Raw genomic sequence first — 15867 nt, 5'->3', positions numbered from 1 at the left:
GCGATAAACCAATCAATAAGGAGATGTCAATGGACAACATTAATGCTTTAGCACAAAAACATATGGATATACTGGTAAACGCTGCAATGAGCCCAGGTGATAAAACTTTGCACAAAGAAGCAACTAAACTGCATGGCGTAGGCGAGTGTCTGAAGTACATTTTTACTTTGGGAATTAAAGACTCAGGAGAGAAGCGGCTTAAGTCTGTCATCAATAGTCTCTCGCGTTCTTTGGCTTCAGAGAATATATCCCCGCGAAAAACACTGAACAGTATTATTGATAACTCCGACTCCAACATGTCTATTAGATTCACTATTGATGAGTCAGAAAAATCGCTACAAGGTGAATATGAACTATGTATAACTAAGGACACGGATGGAGCATACTCACTGAAGATTAGTGAAGAAAACGTATCGGAACCATTAGAATTACAATTAAGTGAAGCGCAGTTCATATCAGGAGCCAGATATTTTAATACCATATATTTTTTGGATGAATACAACCTATCAGAAGCCAGACAAAAATATATTGATACGGGATGCCTCGATCTATCAGGGGAAGATTTAAGCGGACGTGATATGAGCGATTTGGATTTGAGTAATGCTGACCTTTCCGGGGCAAATCTAAGTAGAACAAGTATAGAAGCTGAGCAACTACTTGGTACTAGTTTAATACGTGACAATTTTAGCGAAGATAATCAGCTTGAAGCAGCAAAAAAGTTGAGTGAGATAATGTTGTTGGAAACAAATAACTTCAATAAGAATGATAAATTATTCGAATCCACTAAGAACATGGCTAAACCAGAGTGTCAACATAATCAGCTTGACGCAGCAGAAAAGTTGAGTAAGATGTTGAGTGGGATAATGTTGTCCGAAACAAATGACTTCGATAGATCCAGTAAGGATGGTAAATTATTCGAATCCATTAAACACATGGCTAAACCAGAGTGTCAACAATTGTTTAATAAGACATTGGAAGAACATGGTGTGTTCATGATGGATTCATATTCAATCGCAGGAAACATTATTCTAATGATTCAATCCTTTACAGAACAATAACTCCAGATGAATGGAATGAAGCCGTAAAATCCGGTTACTTTGATGCAGATAAAATGGCACTACTTTCGAGAGGACTCAGTACGACCACAGAGTACAAGGATTTCATCAAGGATCTAAAAGATTATCTGGAATCCCTTAACATCACTAGCCAAGAGAGTTATTGTAAAATACTGGACAAAGGTGAGATTATGATGGGAAAACATGACTATTGTACCAATGTCAGTGTAATAACCCCAGAAATCTTAGAAGACGTAGAAATCTTTGGACAATATACATCTTTTTATAGAGAGTTTGGCAAATTAATTGATGTTATTTTTAATAAAAAATAAAGATAAAATTCAATAGCGCTCACAACAACATTCTGACGATGTCATTTAAAGGTGCGATGGCCACGCGCATTGATAAAAAAAAGCCAGTTCATCTGAACTGGCTTTTTTATACCGGCTGGAGCCTATTATTTGTAGACCAGATGAGAAGCGTGACCTTCACCATCCAGCATGACAACTAAATATGCAGTTCCTGCAGTTTGTCTTTTGGCAGCGCCAGCTCTTCATTGCTGTTAACGCGAACATCACGTTCCAGAATATGACGTGCAATGTCCTGCGCTTCGCTGAGGGAGTGCATCTGATACGTACCGCACTGGTAGACGTTCAGTTCCGGGATCTGATTCTGATCCTGCACTTTCAACACATCTGCCATTGCCGCTTTCCAGGCATCAGCTACGCGTTGTTCGTCCGGCGTTCCAATCAGGCTCATGTAGAAGCCGGTACGGCAACCCATTGGCGAAATATCGATAATCTCGACACCGTTGCCATTCAGGTGGTTACGCATAAAACCAGCAAACAAGTGTTCCAGCGTATGAATACCTTTCTCAGGCATCACTTCTTTGTTCGGAATGCAGAAACGCAGATCAAACACGGTGATAGCGTCGCCATGTGGGGTGTTCATCGTTTTTGCAACCCGGACTGCAGGAGCTTCCATCCGGGTGTGATCGACAGTAAAACTATCTAACAACGGCATTTAGCCACCTCCGATAAATTTTTTTAAAATATTCTGAACTCTTTGTTCCGGGGCGAGTCTGAGTATATGAAAGACGCGCATTTGTTATCATCATCCCTGTTTTCAGAGATGAAATTTTGGCCACTCCCGAGTGGCCTTTTTCTTTTGTATCAGGCGTGCTTTTCCAGCCACACACCAAACGGCTCAGTATCTGCCGCTTCAATCTCCTGCTGACGGCGCTTAGAAGCCACACTTTCAGCAATAAATTCTTCTTCCTGCAGCAGTTCCAACGGCTCTTCGCGCAACAAGTTACGGTACGCTTCACCCAACGCTTTACCCGTGCCACCGATACCTGTATCAATCATAGACCGCAGGATCCGCGCTGAGAATGTCAGCTCAGGATTATCAAAGCAGGCAACCAGTTCGTCACATACTTTTTGATATTCCTCTCCCCCGTGAATGCCGTCCAGCGTTTGCGCCACACGTTTCAGATCACGGAACAGATCTTTACCCACTTTAGGCAATGGGAACTGAGCCGTTTCACAACCAATACCTAACGTCAGGCCTGGCTTGCGCCCTTCCAGAATAACGCGATTCCAGTTAGTACGCGTACACAGCAGCTCGTCGCTACTCATTTCCGGGGCATCAGCCAGAACGCACCAAACCATGAACAAATCGAGGAAGCGCACCTGCTGTTCATCTACGCCGATTGGCGAGAATGGGTTGATGTCGAGCGAACGCACTTCGATGTACTCAATGCCGCCGCGTAGAAGCGCATCAGACGGCGTTTCACCGCTGCGAGTCACGCGTTTCGGACGAATTGGCGCATACAGTTCATTTTCGATCTGCAAAACGTTGCTGTTGATTTGCAGGCGCTTACCGTCTTTCTCCAGACCGATCGCCGCATACTCCTCTGAAGGCGTTTTAATCGCGCGCTTCAATCCTGCCACATACTCATGCAAATCGTTAAACGTAATTCCGAGATTACTTTGCGACTTATTGGTATAACCCAGGTCACTCAGACGCAGCGACGTGGCATAAGGCAGGTAATACATACCACAATCGGTTTTTTCAAACGGCAGCGTTGTCGGCTTTCCTTGCAGGAAGGAGGAACAAATTGCGGGTGAGGCGCCAAACAGATACGGGATCACCCACCCGAAACGGTAGTAGTTGCGGATCAGACGGAAATACCCTGCTGACACTTTTTCTTTAGCGTCTTCATCGCCATCTGTTACGCCACATTTCGCCTGCCAGAAAGCCATCGGCAACGAGAAGTTGTAGTGTACGCCGGAGATAGTCTGCATCAACGCGCCGTAACGGTTTTTAAGGCCTTCACGGTAAAGGGTTTTCAGACGACCGATATTCGACGTACCGTACTGCGCCAGCTCGATATCCTGACCTTCGGCAATATAGCAAGGCATGCTCAACGGCCACATACGCTCATCGCCAAGATTCCTGGCAGTATAGCGATGCAGATCGCGCATGAACGTGAGCATTTTGTGAATGCCATCGCCCGGTGGAGTAATAAACTCCAGCAGTGTTTCGGCAAAGTCAGTGGTTATCCATTTATGCGTTAGCGCTGAGCCTAACACTTCAGGATGGCCTGTCGTTGCCAATGAACCATCAGCATTAACACGCAGCGTTTCGCGCTCGAGCCCGCGTTGAATCCCCTCTAACGCATGAGGATGTTTTTCCAGCCAGGCCAGCGCCTGTGATACGTCCGGGATCAAATTGACCTCCCGCCTGTCAAAATCGTTTTAATTAGCATAATGGTATTGGTCACCCTGAAGGTTATTCCACAACACTATTAGTGCCACCACATAATGCCTTGCGTCGTAACCGCCGCGACCACAACATAGCGCAGCGTTTTGCCAAGGCATAAGAAAAAGAGAACTGGCCCCCACGAGATGCGCATCCATCCCGCTAACAAGCACAGTAAATCACCCACAACCGGCATCCAGCTTAATAATAGTGTGACAGCGCCATAGCGCCTCAGCCAGCCAGTAGCTTTCTCTTGCCAGCGCGATGTTTTACGCAACGGAAAGAAACGCCCAAGGATAACGTTAGTTAACCCTCCAAGGCTATTACCCATTGTTGCTGTTAAAACTAAGACCCAGGGATGACTCGCTCCAGAAACCAGTAAGGCAACTAAAACAACTTCAGAATTTCCAGGTAATAGCGTGGCGCTGAGAAAGCTGCTGGCAAACAACGAGAGGAGCGACAGTCCATCACTCACAATAACCGGACATCCACGGCATCCATTCCCGCGGCACGCGCTGCCTGTAGCCCAAAATCGGCATCTTCAAACACAACGCAGCGAGCCGGAACGACGCCCATACGCTCAGCACATAACAAGAAGGTATCAGGAGCCGGTTTATGGCGTTGTACGTGATCGGCCGCCACCACGGCATCAAAATAACGACGCAGCCCAAGGTGAGTAAGCAGAGCTTCTGCAATGGCACTTTCGCTCCCTGTGCCTACTGACATAGGACGGCGACCATACCAGGCCTTCACAACATCGACCAACGGTAAAGGCTGGACGCTATCCAGCAACATGCTTTTAACCTTATCGGTTTTTTCACGCGCCAGTGCATGAGGGTCAAGATCGGCATGGTTCAGTTCAATCACCGATTGGGCAATACGCCACGTTGGGGAGCCGTTGAGAGCAACCATAGCCTGCTCATCAAAACGTAGCCCATAGCGTCCTAATACCTCATGCCACGCTTTACGGTGCGTAGGTTCGGTATCCAGGATGGTACCATCCATATCAAAAATTAAACCTGCATAACGTTCGTACATCGTCTTCTCACAAGCCGATTAACCAGACGTTATTTTATCGTAATTGATTGATTTTGTCGCTGACAGCGAATTGAGGATTGTTCAGGGAAGACAAGGAAATAATTCAGGAGAAGATGGTGCATCCGGGAGGATTCGAACCTCCGACCGCTCGGTTCGTAGCCGAGTACTCTATCCAGCTGAGCTACGGATGCATCGGAAAACTTGCTTACTGCCGATATTGATATCGTAATAAGCGATACCAAGTAAGAGATGGTGCATCCGGGAGGATTACTCGGCTGCGCCTCGCCCTGCGGGCCGTTGCTGAAGCAACGTTATCCTCCCTGGTGCTCGCGATTATCTCGCAGACCATGAAATAACAGTTTCGCTGTTATCTCGGAGAAGATGGTGCATCCGGGAGGATTCGAACCTCCGACCGCTCGGTTCGTAGCCGAGTACTCTATCCAGCTGAGCTACGGATGCATCGGAAAACTTGCTTTACTGCCGATATTGATATCGTGAGAAGCGATATCAAGTAAGAGATGGTGCATCCGGGAGGATTACTCGGCTGCGCCTCGCCCTGCGGGCCGTTGCTGAAGCAACGTTATCCTCCCTGGTGCTCGCGATTATCTCGCAGACCATGAAATAACAGTTTCGCTGTTATCTCGGAGAAGATGGTGCATCCGGGAGGATTCGAACCTCCGACCGCTCGGTTCGTAGCCGAGTACTCTATCCAGCTGAGCTACGGATGCATCAGGGAAACTTACTTTACTGCAGATTTGACGTCGCTGCTAAAGCGCTATCAAGTAATATGGTGCATCCGGGAGGATTCGAACCTCCGACCGCTCGGTTCGTAGCCGAGTACTCTATCCAGCTGAGCTACGGATGCAAATGGCGGTGAGGCGGGGATTCGAACCCCGGATGCAGCTTTTGACCGCATACTCCCTTAGCAGGGGAGCGCCTTCAGCCTCTCGGCCACCTCACCAACACGCCTCTTGCGAGTGCTTCGAAGAACTTGTTTCTGCTCATCGTCGCTGCGTGGCGCACATATTACTTTCTGGGACTTATAAGTCAAACAATTTTTCCAGAGCTTTTATCGTTTGCACATTTCACGCGCAATTAGTCTGCAAAAACGGCAAAAAGAGTGTTTTATCAACAGATAAATTGGCGATTTCCTGAAGGAGTGAACAAACGGAAACTTCGCAGGAAAAGGCATTACGCGCAGTGGAATCGAAAAAATGGGGAAGACGAAGAAGAAAAGAGAAGAAAAGAGAAGAAAAAGAGTAACTCAATCAGGTTGCGCCTCACCAGACAGGTGAGACGCGGAAACCTTAGTAACTGGACTGCTGGGATTTTTCAGCCTGGATACGCTGGTAGATCTCTTCACGATGGACAGAAACTTCTTTCGGGGCGTTGACGCCAATGCGCACCTGGTTGCCCTTCACCCCTAAAACTGTCACGGTGACCTCATCGCCTATCATGAGGGTCTCACCAACTCGACGAGTCAGAATCAGCATTCTTTGCTCCTTGAAAGATTAAAAGAGTCGGGTCTCTCTGTATCCCGGCATTATCCATCATATAACGCCAAAAAGTAAGCGATGACAAACACCTAAGTGTAAGCAGTCACGGCATCACATTCTGTTAAACCTAAGTTTAGCCGATATACACAACTTCAACCTGACTTTATCGTTGTCGATAGCGTTGATGCAAACGCTGCGGATTGAAGTCCGCAGCGTCGACTTACGCTTATAATTTTTACAGTTTTGCGCTAACCCAGCCTTTCACACTGGCTAACGCTGCCGGCAGAGCAGCAGCATCCGTACCACCGGCTTGCGCCATGTCCGGACGACCACCACCCTTGCCGCCTACCTGCTGAGCGACCATCCCAATCAGTTCCCCTGCTTTCACGCGGTCTGTCACATCCTTAGACACGCCCGCAATCAGAGAAACCTTACCTTCAGCAACTGTTGCCAGTACGACAACAGTAGAACCCAGCTGATTTTTCAGATCATCAACCATGGTACGCAGCATTTTCGGTTCAACGTCCGCAAGCTCGCTGACCAACAGCTTCACGCCGTTGATATCAACTGCTTTGCTGGAAAGGTTCGCACTTTCCTGCGCTGCGGCCTGTTCCTTCAATTGCTGCAATTCTTTTTCGAGCTGACGCGTACGTTCCAGTACGGAACGAACTTTGTCACCGATAGTCTGGCTATCACCTTTCAGCAGCTGCGCAATATCGCTTAAGCGATCGCTCTCAGCATGCACGGTATTCAGCGCGCCTTCACCGGTCACGGCTTCGATACGACGAACGCCCGCAGCGGTGCCAGACTCGGAGATAATACGGAACAGACCGATATCGCCCGTACGGCTGGCGTGAGTACCACCACACAGTTCGGTAGAGAAATCACCCATACTCAGAACACGCACGTGGTCATCGTATTTCTCACCAAACAGCGCCATTGCACCTTTGGCTTTCGCCGCCTCGAGATCCATGATGTTCGTTTCAATCGGCAGGTTGCGACGAATTTGCGCATTCACCAGATCTTCAACGGCACGGATTTCGGCAGGCTTCATCGCTTCGGTATGCGAGAAGTCGAAGCGCAGCACTTTATCGTTAACCAGTGAGCCTTTCTGCGCCACGTGCGTGCCCAGAACCTCGCGCAGCGCCGCATGCATCAGGTGCGTTGCGGAGTGATTGAGACGGATCCGCGCACGACGCGCTTCATCCACATCAGCCTGCACCGCATCGCCCACTTTCAGAGAACCCGCAGACAGTTTGCCGATGTGACCAATCGCCTGACCATATTTTTGCGTGTCATTCACGGCAAATGCAAAACCAGCACCTTTCAGTTCGCCTTTATCGCCAACCTGACCACCGGACTCTGCATAGAATGGCGTCTGGTCCAGAACAACGACAGCGTCCTGACCGGCGTTAATGGCATCTACCGCTTTACCATCAACAAACAGCGCGGTGACTTTGCCGTTCAGTTCCAGGTACTCGTAGCCTTTAAATTCAGAAGCACCATCAACGCGAATCATCGCATTGTAGTCTGCACCAAAGCCGCTGGCTTCACGCGCACGACGGCGCTGTTCTTCCATTGCAGCTTCAAAGCCAGCTTCATCAACCTTAATGTTACGCTCGCGGCAAACGTCTGCCGTCAGATCAACCGGGAAACCGTAGGTGTCATACAGACGGAATGCGGTTTCGCCGTCCAGCGTATCGCCGGACAGTTTCGCCAGTTCTTCATCCAGCAGCGCCAGACCACGCTCCAGCGTACGCGCAAACTGCTCTTCTTCGGTTTTCAGAACCTGCTCAACCATAGCCTGTTGACGCTTCAGCTCTTCGCCCGCAGACCCCATCACGTCTACCAGTGGACCAACCAACTTGTAGAAGAAGGTATCTTTCGCACCCAGCATGTTGCCATGACGTACCGCGCGACGAATGATACGACGCAGCACATAGCCACGGTTTTCATTCGACGGAACAACGCCATCGGCAATCAGGAACGCACAGGAACGGATATGGTCGGCGATAACGCGCAGTGACTTGTTGCTCAGATCGGTCGCGCCGGTGACTTTCGCCACGGACTCAATCAGTGAACGGAACAGGTCAATTTCATAGTTGGAGTTAACGTGTTGCAGCACGGCCGCAATACGCTCCAGACCCATACCGGTATCCACGGACGGTTTCGGCAGCGGTTCCATGGTGCCGTCAGCCTGACGGTTGAACTGCATGAAGACGATGTTCCAAATCTCAATGTAGCGATCGCCATCTTCTTCTGCGCTTCCCGGAGGCCCACCCCAAATGTGGTCGCCGTGGTCATAGAAAATTTCGGTGCACGGACCGCAAGGACCGGTATCACCCATCTGCCAGAAGTTGTCGGAAGCATAAGCTGCGCCTTTGTTATCACCAATGCGGATGATACGTTCGCGCGGAATACCGACTTCTTTTTCCCAGATTTCATAGGCTTCATCGTCAGTTTCATAGACGGTGACCCACAGACGTTCTTTTGGCAGGGCAAACCAGTTTTCACCGGTCAACAGTTCCCATGCGTATTGAATGGCGTCGTGTTTGAAGTAATCGCCGAAGCTGAAGTTGCCCAGCATTTCGAAAAAGGTATGGTGACGTGCAGTGTAACCGACGTTTTCCAGGTCGTTGTGCTTACCGCCCGCCCGCACGCAACGCTGCGAGGTGGTTGCGCGGGAATAATTACGCTTGTCGAGGCCAAGGAAAACATCCTTGAACTGGTTCATCCCGGCGTTGGTAAACAACAAAGTAGGGTCATTGTTCGGTACCAGGGAGCTGCTGGCAACTACCTGATGTCCTTTACTATGGAAAAAATCGAGAAACGCCTGACGGATCTCAGCGGTGCTCTTGCTCATAATTATCCTGAAGAAATCAAGCTAACGAAATGTCATTACCAGCATCGGCATGCAAACTGCGCCTCTGGCAATCGAAAAGTGGGAATAAGATAAGTTTTCTTTACTGGGAAGTAAAATCCCGTATGCGCTCAATCGTCAAAATTTCGCCATATTGCCTGAATATCTTCCATCAGATAGCCGCGATAGAGCAAAAAACGCTGGACCTTTATCTTATCTGAAAAATCCACAGGTAAAGGTTCTCCGTATTTCCGGACGGCCTGCTCACGCGCAAGCAGCGCCCAGTCAATTTCACATTCGCACATAGCACGCTCAATGGCCTCACGCGCGATCCCTTTCTGATTTAGTTCCTGGCGCACGCGGGCAGGTCCGTAGCCCTTACGGCTACGGCTGGCGATAAACTGCTGAACAAATCGGTCATCATCAAGATAACGGCTTTCAATACACCAGGCGATGACCTTGTCATAATCCTCCGGCGTAGCATCAATGTCTTCCGGTCCATTTTTTCCCATCACCGGAGCGGCCAGCTTGCGCCGCAGTTCCTGCTCGCTGTGATCGCGCATCGCAAGTATTCGCACGGCGCGGTCAAGTAATCGGGAGTAAGCAGAGCGGCGGGAAGTTGAATCTGTCATATTGAGCCTTCAGAAATGGAAAAGGGCTGCATGATATGCAGCCCTTTTGTATGCGATTGCGTCAGACTATCAGAAATCTTCGTTGGTTTCTGCTACGTCTTCACCACTGTCATCAACGGAGAAATCGGGCGTTGAATCCTGGTTATTGAGCAGTAACTCGCGTAATTTTTTCTCAATTTCTTTTGCGGCAGCCGGGTTTTCTTTCAGCCAATTGGTTGCGTTCGCTTTACCCTGACCGATTTTCTCACCGTTATAGCTGTACCATGCACCGGCTTTTTCAATCAGCTTCTCTTTCACGCCCAGGTCAACCAGTTCGCCGTAGAAGTTGATACCTTCGCCGTAAAGAATCTGGAATTCAGCCTGTTTAAACGGTGCTGCAATTTTGTTTTTCACGACCTTAACGCGGGTTTCGCTACCGACCACGTTATCGCCCTCTTTCACCGCGCCAATACGACGGATATCCAGACGGACGGAGGCGTAAAATTTCAGGGCATTACCACCGGTAGTGGTTTCCGGGTTACCGAACATAACGCCAATCTTCATACGAATCTGGTTGATGAAAATCAGCAGCGTGTTGGACTGCTTCAGGTTACCGGCCAGCTTACGCATTGCCTGGCTCATCATACGTGCCGCAAGACCCATATGAGAGTCACCGATCTCACCTTCGATTTCAGCCTTCGGCGTCAGTGCAGCAACGGAGTCAACAACGATAACGTCGACTGCGCCAGAACGCGCCAGCGCGTCACAGATTTCCAGAGCTTGTTCACCCGTATCCGGCTGAGAACACAGCAGGTTATCAATATCAACGCCAAGCTTACGCGCATAGACAGGATCCAGCGCGTGTTCTGCATCGATGAACGCACAGGTTTTACCTTCGCGCTGTGCGGCGGCAATAACCTGTAATGTCAGCGTTGTTTTACCGGAGGATTCTGGCCCGTAGATTTCGACGATACGGCCCATTGGCAAACCGCCCGCGCCCAATGCGATATCCAGAGAAAGCGAACCGGTGGAGATGGTTTCCACGTCCATGGAACGGTCTTCACCGAGGCGCATGATGGAGCCTTTACCGAATTGCTTTTCGATCTGGCCCAGCGCTGCCGCCAACGCTTTCTGTTTGTTTTCGTCGATAGCCATTAATTACTCCTGTCATGCCGCTTTCGGGTTAAACCGCGAAACGTGATAGATAAAGTTCTGTTGAGGCAATTATACTGTATGCTCATACAGTATCAAGTATTTTGTAGAAATTGTTGCCACAGGGTGTGTAACGCATACGCAGTCGCCTGACGGCGTACCGACTCACGGTCGCCGCTAAAGCATTCCCGGCGGGTAATCCCCTCGCCGCTTGCGCTGGCAAAGGCAAACCATACCGTCCCCACAGGCTTTTCTTCGCTACCGCCATCGGGTCCTGCGATACCGCTAATCGAGACGGCGAAGTCTGCACGGGCGGCTTTTAGCGCGCCAATCGCCATTTCAACGACCACCGGTTCACTCACCGCCCCATGCTGAGCCAGCGTTTCTTCGCGCACGCCAATCATCTGCGCTTTGGCTTGGTTGCTGTAAGTGACAAACCCGCGTTCAAACCAGGCGGAGCTTCCGGCAATATCCGTAATAACTTTAGCCACCCAGCCGCCGGTGCAGGATTCCGCCGTCGTCACGGTTGCACCGCGCGTTTTCAGCGCCAGGCCAACCTGCTCGCTTAACTGCATCAGTTCACTGTCGGTCATTTCAGCCTCTGTCAGTTAAAAAAATATGCCGGACAAGATAGCACTTTCATAACCAATGTGGGGATGAGGAGAACGTTTTACGAGGGGGATTCCAAAAATTGCTCCGTTGCAGAAATAAGACCTGCCGGATAGCGATGCCAGAGCATCTTATCCGGCCTGCAAGTAAAATCTTCCTGTAGGCCGGTAACGCGCGATTACTGCACACGCGCCAGCGCCACCGCCTGGCCCAATTGCCACACGGCCATTGCGTAATGCGTGCTGTGGTTGTAACGGGTGATGGTGTAGAAGTTCGGCAGTCCATACCAGTACTGGTAGCCGGTGCCAACATCCAGACGCAGCAGGCTGGCCTGCTGATGATTCCCCAACGACTGCTGCGGTGTCAGGCCAGCAGCGGCAAGCTGAGAAATGCTGTATTGGGTTTTAAAGCCATTCGCAAGACCCGGTGCCTGTCCATTTGCAGGTACTGCCACGGTATCGCCTTTCACCCAGCCGTGCCCTTTGAAATAGTTCGCCACGCTACCGATGGCATCAACCGGATCCCACAGGTTAATGTGACCATCGCCATTGAAATCAACGGCATATTGTTTATAGGAAGACGGCATAAACTGGCCGTAGCCCATTGCCCCCGCGAAAGAACCTTTCAAATCGAGCGGATCGTCGCTTTCATCCCGCGCCATCAGCAGGAAGGTTTCCAGTTCGCCAGAGAAGTATTCCGCCCGACGAGGATAGTTAAACGACAGCGTCGCCAGCGCATCCAGAATCCGCGTTTTGCCCATCACGCGGCCCCAGCGCGTTTCAACGCCGATAATGCCGACGATAATTTCTGGTGGTACTCCGTATACCTGCCACGCGCGGTTCAGGGCATCTTCATATTGGTTCCAGAACGCCACGCCATTTTGCACGTTATCCGGCGTGATGAACTGTTTGCGATAGCGCAGCCATGCGCCGTTAGGTCCGGCTGGCGGCTGCGTTGTGGGTGCCTGGCGATCCATCAGACGCAATACTGAGTCCAGGCGCTTGGCCTGCGACAGGATTTCCTGCAACTGCTGGCGGTCAAAACCATGCTTGTTCACCATTTTCTCAATGAACTGCTGCGCGTTCGGATTATTGGCAAAATCGCCGCCCGTTTGCATGACATTGTGCTGCGGCTCAAGCAGGAATCCGCCGGATGGCGTACCCGTAGTCGTTTGAGTCTCTGAAGGTTTAGGTTTGCTGCTACAGGCAGCGAGCAATACGAAAAGGGGAAGTAACGCTACATAACGACGCTTGAACATGAGACATCCATTAAACAAATTCAGCCTGGGGGAAGTATGGTAAAGCATCCTCCGTCACACAAGGAAGCAGTTGTCGCTCTCCTTCACAGAATTTCCCCCCTCTTGCACTTCCGCCCGGCACAATTGCGAGCCTTCACGCATTATCTTTCAAATTAAAATATTTATCTTTCATTTTGAGATCAAAATAACACTTTTAAATCTTTCGATCTGATTAAAATTAATTACCGTTTGGCAAGATAACTAAAAACCCCTACAGGAGAGAATAATGATCGACACCATCACACTCGGTGCTGAGTGGTTTATCGGGTTGTTCCAGAAAGGCGGAGAGGTCTTTACCGGCATGGTGACCGGTATTCTCCCCCTGCTGATCAGTTTGCTGGTCATCATGAATGCGCTGATTAACTTTATCGGTCAGCAGCGTATTGAACGTTTTGCCCAGCGCTGCGCCGGAAACCCGCTGTCCCGCTACCTGCTACTGCCGTGCATCGGCACATTCGTTTTTTGTAACCCTATGACGCTGAGCCTGGGCCGCTTTATGCCGGAAAAATACAAGCCCAGCTACTACGCCGCCGCCTCTTACAGTTGCCATTCAATGAACGGCTTGTTCCCACACATTAACCCCGGCGAACTGTTTGTTTATCTGGGGATCGCCAGCGGACTGACTACGCTGGGCCTGCCGCTCGGCCCGCTCGCGGTGAGCTATTTGCTGGTCGGTCTGGTAACCAACTTCTTCCGCGGCTGGGTAACCGATTTCACTACCACCATCTTTGAGAAAAAAATGGGCATCCAACTTGAGCAGAAAGTCCATCTGGCGGGGGCAACATCATGACGCATATTCGTATTGAAAAAGGTACCGGCGGCTGGGGCGGCCCGCTTGAACTGGATGCCGTTCCGGGCAAGAAAATTGTCTATATCACTGCCGGAACGCGCCCGGCGATTGTCGACAAACTGGCGAATCTGACCGGTTGGCAGGCCGTTGATGGCTTCAAAGAAGGTGAACCGCCGGAGAATGAAATTGGCGTGGCGATCATCGACTGCGGCGGCACGCTGCGCTGCGGGATCTATCCAAAACGTCGTATCCCGACGGTGAATATTCACGCTACGGGTAAATCCGGCCCGCTGGCTCAATACATTATCGAAGATATCTATGTCTCTGGCGTAAAAGAAGAAAACATTACCGTTGTCGGTGAAGCGTCCGCTACACCAACGCCGACAAGCAGCACTATCGGTCGCGATTACGACACCAGCAAAAAAATCACTGAACAGAGCGATGGCCTGCTGGCAAAAGTTGGGATGGGTATGGGTTCCGCCGTTGCGGTACTGTTCCAGTCCGGACGCGACACGATTGATACGGTGCTGAAAACCATTCTGCCGTTTATGGCATTCGTCTCGGCGCTGATTGGCATCATTATGGCTTCTGGTCTGGGAGACTGGATCGCCCATGGACTCGCGCCACTGGCCAGCCATCCTCTGGGACTGGTGACGCTGGCCCTGATTTGTTCTTTCCCGCTGCTGTCGCCTTTCCTCGGCCCCGGTGCGGTCATCGCCCAGGTTATCGGGGTACTGATCGGCGTGCAAATTGGTCTGGGAAATATCCCGCCACATCTGGCGCTACCGGCCCTGTTCGCCATTAACGCCCAGGCTGCATGCGACTTTATTCCTGTCGGGCTGTCGCTGGCCGAAGCGCGCCAGGACACGGTTCGCGTCGGCGTGCCATCGGTTCTGGTGAGTCGTTTTCTGACCGGCGCGCCTACCGTTCTCATCGCCTGGTTTGTTTCCGGCTTTATTTACCAATAAGAGGCACCCAAAAATGACCGTGATTTATCAGACCACCATCACCCGCATCGGCCAGAGCGCCCCGGATGCACTCAGCGACCAGATGTTGATTACCTTTCGTGAAGGCGCGCCCGCGGATATCGAGGAGTTTTGCTTCATTCATTGCCACGGCGAGCTGAACGGTTCGTTGCAAGCTGGGATCCAGTTCGAACTAGGCCAGCATCACTATCCGGTCACGGCCGTTGGCAGCGTGGCGGAACAAAACTTACGTGAACTGGGACATATCACCCTGCGTTTTGACGGACTGAGTGAAGCGGAATTCCCCGGCACCGTACACGTTGCAGGCCCCGTACCGGACGGTATCGTGCCGGGCTGTATTTTGAAGTTTGTTGCTTAAGATTGAAGGAGATAAAGATGAATCAGGTTGCCGTTGTCATTGGTGGAGGCCAGACCCTTGGCGCATTCCTTTGCCGTGGGCTTGCGACAGAAGGATACCGCGTCGCGGTGGTGGATATTCAAAGCGATAAAGCCGCCAACGTGGCGCAGGAAATTAACGCCGAATTTGGCGATGGCACCGCCTACGGTTTTGGCGCCGATGCCACCAGCGAGCAGAGCGTGCTGGCTCTGTCGCGCGGAGTGGATGAAATATTTGGCCGCGTCGATCTGCTGGTTTACAGCGCGGGTATCGCTAAAGCCGCGTTTATCAGCGACTTTCAGCTTGGGGATTTCGACCGCTCGCTGCAGGTGAATCTGGTTGGCTACTTCCTCTGCGCACGTGAGTTCTCACGCCTGATGATTCGCGATGGCGTTCAGGGACGCATTATCCAGATCAACTCCAAATCAGGGAAAGTGGGCAGTAAACACAACTCAGGCTATAGCGCGGCAAAATTTGGCGGCGTGGGCTTAACCCAGTCACTGGCGCTGGATCTGGCGGAATACGGCATTACCGTGCATTCACTGATGCTCGGCAATCTACTGAAATCACCGATGTTCCAGTCGTTATTACCGCAATATGCAACCAAGCTTGGCCTCAAGCCAGACGAAGTGGAGCAGTACTACATTGATAAAGTGCCACTCAAACGCGGCTGCGATTATCAGGACGTGCTGAACATGCTGCTGTTTTACGCCAGTCCAAAAGCCTCTTACTGCACCGGGCAGTCCATCAACGTGACCGGCGGTCAGGTGATGTTTTAATGTTGAATTGCCGGATGGCGGCTGTGCTTATCCGGCAAAATCAAAGGAGTACATT

The 15867-nt window shown here is 50.7% G+C and carries 16 protein-coding genes and 5 tRNA genes; 6 read left to right on the top strand and 15 right to left on the bottom strand.

What is annotated here, in order from left to right; all coding sequences use genetic code 11:
- The first annotated feature begins 29 nt into the window (after positions 1-29).
- Both I6L54_RS06945 and I6L54_RS06940 read left to right on the top strand, forming a co-directional pair.
- On the top strand, positions 30-1058 hold the full coding sequence (locus tag I6L54_RS06945; protein WP_052463766.1) for a pentapeptide repeat-containing protein: 1029 nt from the start codon (positions 30-32) through the stop codon (positions 1056-1058).
- Positions 1059-1246: 188 nt separating this feature from the next.
- Positions 1247-1387 (top strand): hypothetical protein, encoded by a 141-nt coding sequence (locus I6L54_RS06940; RefSeq protein WP_188232192.1) that lies wholly within the window; start codon positions 1247-1249, stop codon positions 1385-1387.
- 175 nt (positions 1388-1562) lie between these two features.
- Here the strand turns inward: I6L54_RS06940 and luxS are convergent, their stop codons facing one another.
- From luxS to mltB, 15 genes are all read right to left on the bottom strand, one after another.
- Positions 1563-2078 carry an S-ribosylhomocysteine lyase gene (gene luxS, locus I6L54_RS06935; RefSeq protein ID WP_005130532.1) on the bottom strand — a complete coding sequence of 172 codons (516 nt, stop codon included), beginning with the start codon at positions 2076-2078 and terminating at the stop codon, positions 1563-1565.
- Between the two features lie 149 nt (positions 2079-2227).
- Positions 2228-3787, bottom strand: coding sequence for a glutamate--cysteine ligase (gshA, locus tag I6L54_RS06930; RefSeq protein WP_005130535.1), 1560 nt, complete (start codon positions 3785-3787; stop codon positions 2228-2230).
- A 77-nt stretch (positions 3788-3864) separates the two neighbouring features.
- Complete coding sequence (locus I6L54_RS06925) at positions 3865-4293, bottom strand: YqaA family protein (RefSeq protein WP_072041465.1); 429 nt, start codon at positions 4291-4293, stop codon at positions 3865-3867.
- Positions 4290-4856 carry a fructose-1-phosphate/6-phosphogluconate phosphatase gene (gene yqaB, locus I6L54_RS06920; protein ID WP_040232255.1) on the bottom strand — a complete coding sequence of 189 codons (567 nt, stop codon included), beginning with the start codon at positions 4854-4856 and terminating at the stop codon, positions 4290-4292. Before yqaB ends, I6L54_RS06925 begins: the two co-directional genes overlap by 4 nt.
- A 114-nt stretch (positions 4857-4970) precedes the next feature.
- Positions 4971-5047: transfer RNA gene (locus I6L54_RS06915), tRNA-Arg, on the bottom strand.
- A 191-nt stretch (positions 5048-5238) separates the two neighbouring features.
- Positions 5239-5315: transfer RNA gene (locus tag I6L54_RS06910), tRNA-Arg, on the bottom strand.
- 192 nt (positions 5316-5507) lie between these two features.
- Positions 5508-5584 (bottom strand) — tRNA-Arg (locus tag I6L54_RS06905).
- 60 nt (positions 5585-5644) lie between these two features.
- Positions 5645-5721 (bottom strand) — tRNA-Arg (locus I6L54_RS06900).
- Between the two features lie 3 nt (positions 5722-5724).
- Positions 5725-5817: transfer RNA gene (locus I6L54_RS06895), tRNA-Ser, on the bottom strand.
- Between the two features lie 346 nt (positions 5818-6163).
- Entirely contained in the window at positions 6164-6349 is a 186-nt protein-coding gene (gene csrA, locus I6L54_RS06890) for a carbon storage regulator CsrA (RefSeq protein ID WP_000906486.1), read from the bottom strand.
- Between the two features lie 238 nt (positions 6350-6587).
- The gene (gene alaS / locus I6L54_RS06885; RefSeq protein ID WP_040232253.1) at positions 6588-9215 is read right to left on the bottom strand and encodes an alanine--tRNA ligase; all 2628 of its coding nucleotides are present in this window, start codon (positions 9213-9215) and stop codon (positions 6588-6590) included.
- 128 nt (positions 9216-9343) lie between these two features.
- Positions 9344-9844, bottom strand: coding sequence for a recombination regulator RecX (gene recX / locus I6L54_RS06880; RefSeq protein WP_040232251.1), 501 nt, complete (start codon positions 9842-9844; stop codon positions 9344-9346).
- Between the two features lie 69 nt (positions 9845-9913).
- The gene (gene recA / locus I6L54_RS06875) at positions 9914-10978 is read right to left on the bottom strand and encodes a recombinase RecA (RefSeq protein ID WP_005130545.1); all 1065 of its coding nucleotides are present in this window, start codon (positions 10976-10978) and stop codon (positions 9914-9916) included.
- A 92-nt stretch (positions 10979-11070) separates the two neighbouring features.
- Complete coding sequence (pncC, locus tag I6L54_RS06870; RefSeq protein WP_005130547.1) at positions 11071-11568, bottom strand: nicotinamide-nucleotide amidase; 498 nt, start codon at positions 11566-11568, stop codon at positions 11071-11073.
- A gap of 194 nt (positions 11569-11762) precedes the next feature.
- Positions 11763-12842 carry a lytic murein transglycosylase B gene (mltB, locus tag I6L54_RS06865; protein ID WP_005130548.1) on the bottom strand — a complete coding sequence of 360 codons (1080 nt, stop codon included), beginning with the start codon at positions 12840-12842 and terminating at the stop codon, positions 11763-11765.
- Positions 12843-13107: 265 nt separating this feature from the next.
- On the opposite strand from mltB, the gene srlA reads away from it, so the two are divergent.
- From srlA to srlD, 4 genes are read left to right on the top strand one after another with little or no spacing between them, the layout of a single operon-like run.
- Positions 13108-13671 carry a PTS glucitol/sorbitol transporter subunit IIC gene (gene srlA, locus I6L54_RS06860; protein ID WP_003037339.1) on the top strand — a complete coding sequence of 188 codons (564 nt, stop codon included), beginning with the start codon at positions 13108-13110 and terminating at the stop codon, positions 13669-13671.
- Positions 13668-14639, top strand: a complete 972-nt coding sequence (srlE, locus tag I6L54_RS06855; protein ID WP_040232249.1) for a PTS glucitol/sorbitol transporter subunit IIB — start codon at positions 13668-13670, stop codon at positions 14637-14639. The genes srlA and srlE overlap by 4 nt, the downstream gene beginning before the upstream one ends.
- A gap of 13 nt (positions 14640-14652) precedes the next feature.
- The gene (gene srlB, locus I6L54_RS06850; protein WP_005130554.1) at positions 14653-15015 is read left to right on the top strand and encodes a PTS glucitol/sorbitol transporter subunit IIA; all 363 of its coding nucleotides are present in this window, start codon (positions 14653-14655) and stop codon (positions 15013-15015) included.
- A gap of 17 nt (positions 15016-15032) precedes the next feature.
- The gene (gene srlD, locus I6L54_RS06845; RefSeq protein ID WP_005130555.1) at positions 15033-15812 is read left to right on the top strand and encodes a sorbitol-6-phosphate dehydrogenase; all 780 of its coding nucleotides are present in this window, start codon (positions 15033-15035) and stop codon (positions 15810-15812) included.
- Positions 15813-15867: the final 55 nt, after the last annotated feature.

This window comes from Citrobacter pasteurii (assembly GCF_019047765.1).
Classification (GTDB): domain Bacteria; phylum Pseudomonadota; class Gammaproteobacteria; order Enterobacterales; family Enterobacteriaceae; genus Citrobacter; species Citrobacter pasteurii.
The sequence above is the reverse complement of the archived record's forward strand: the minus strand, read 5'-3'. Positions and strand labels throughout refer to the sequence as shown.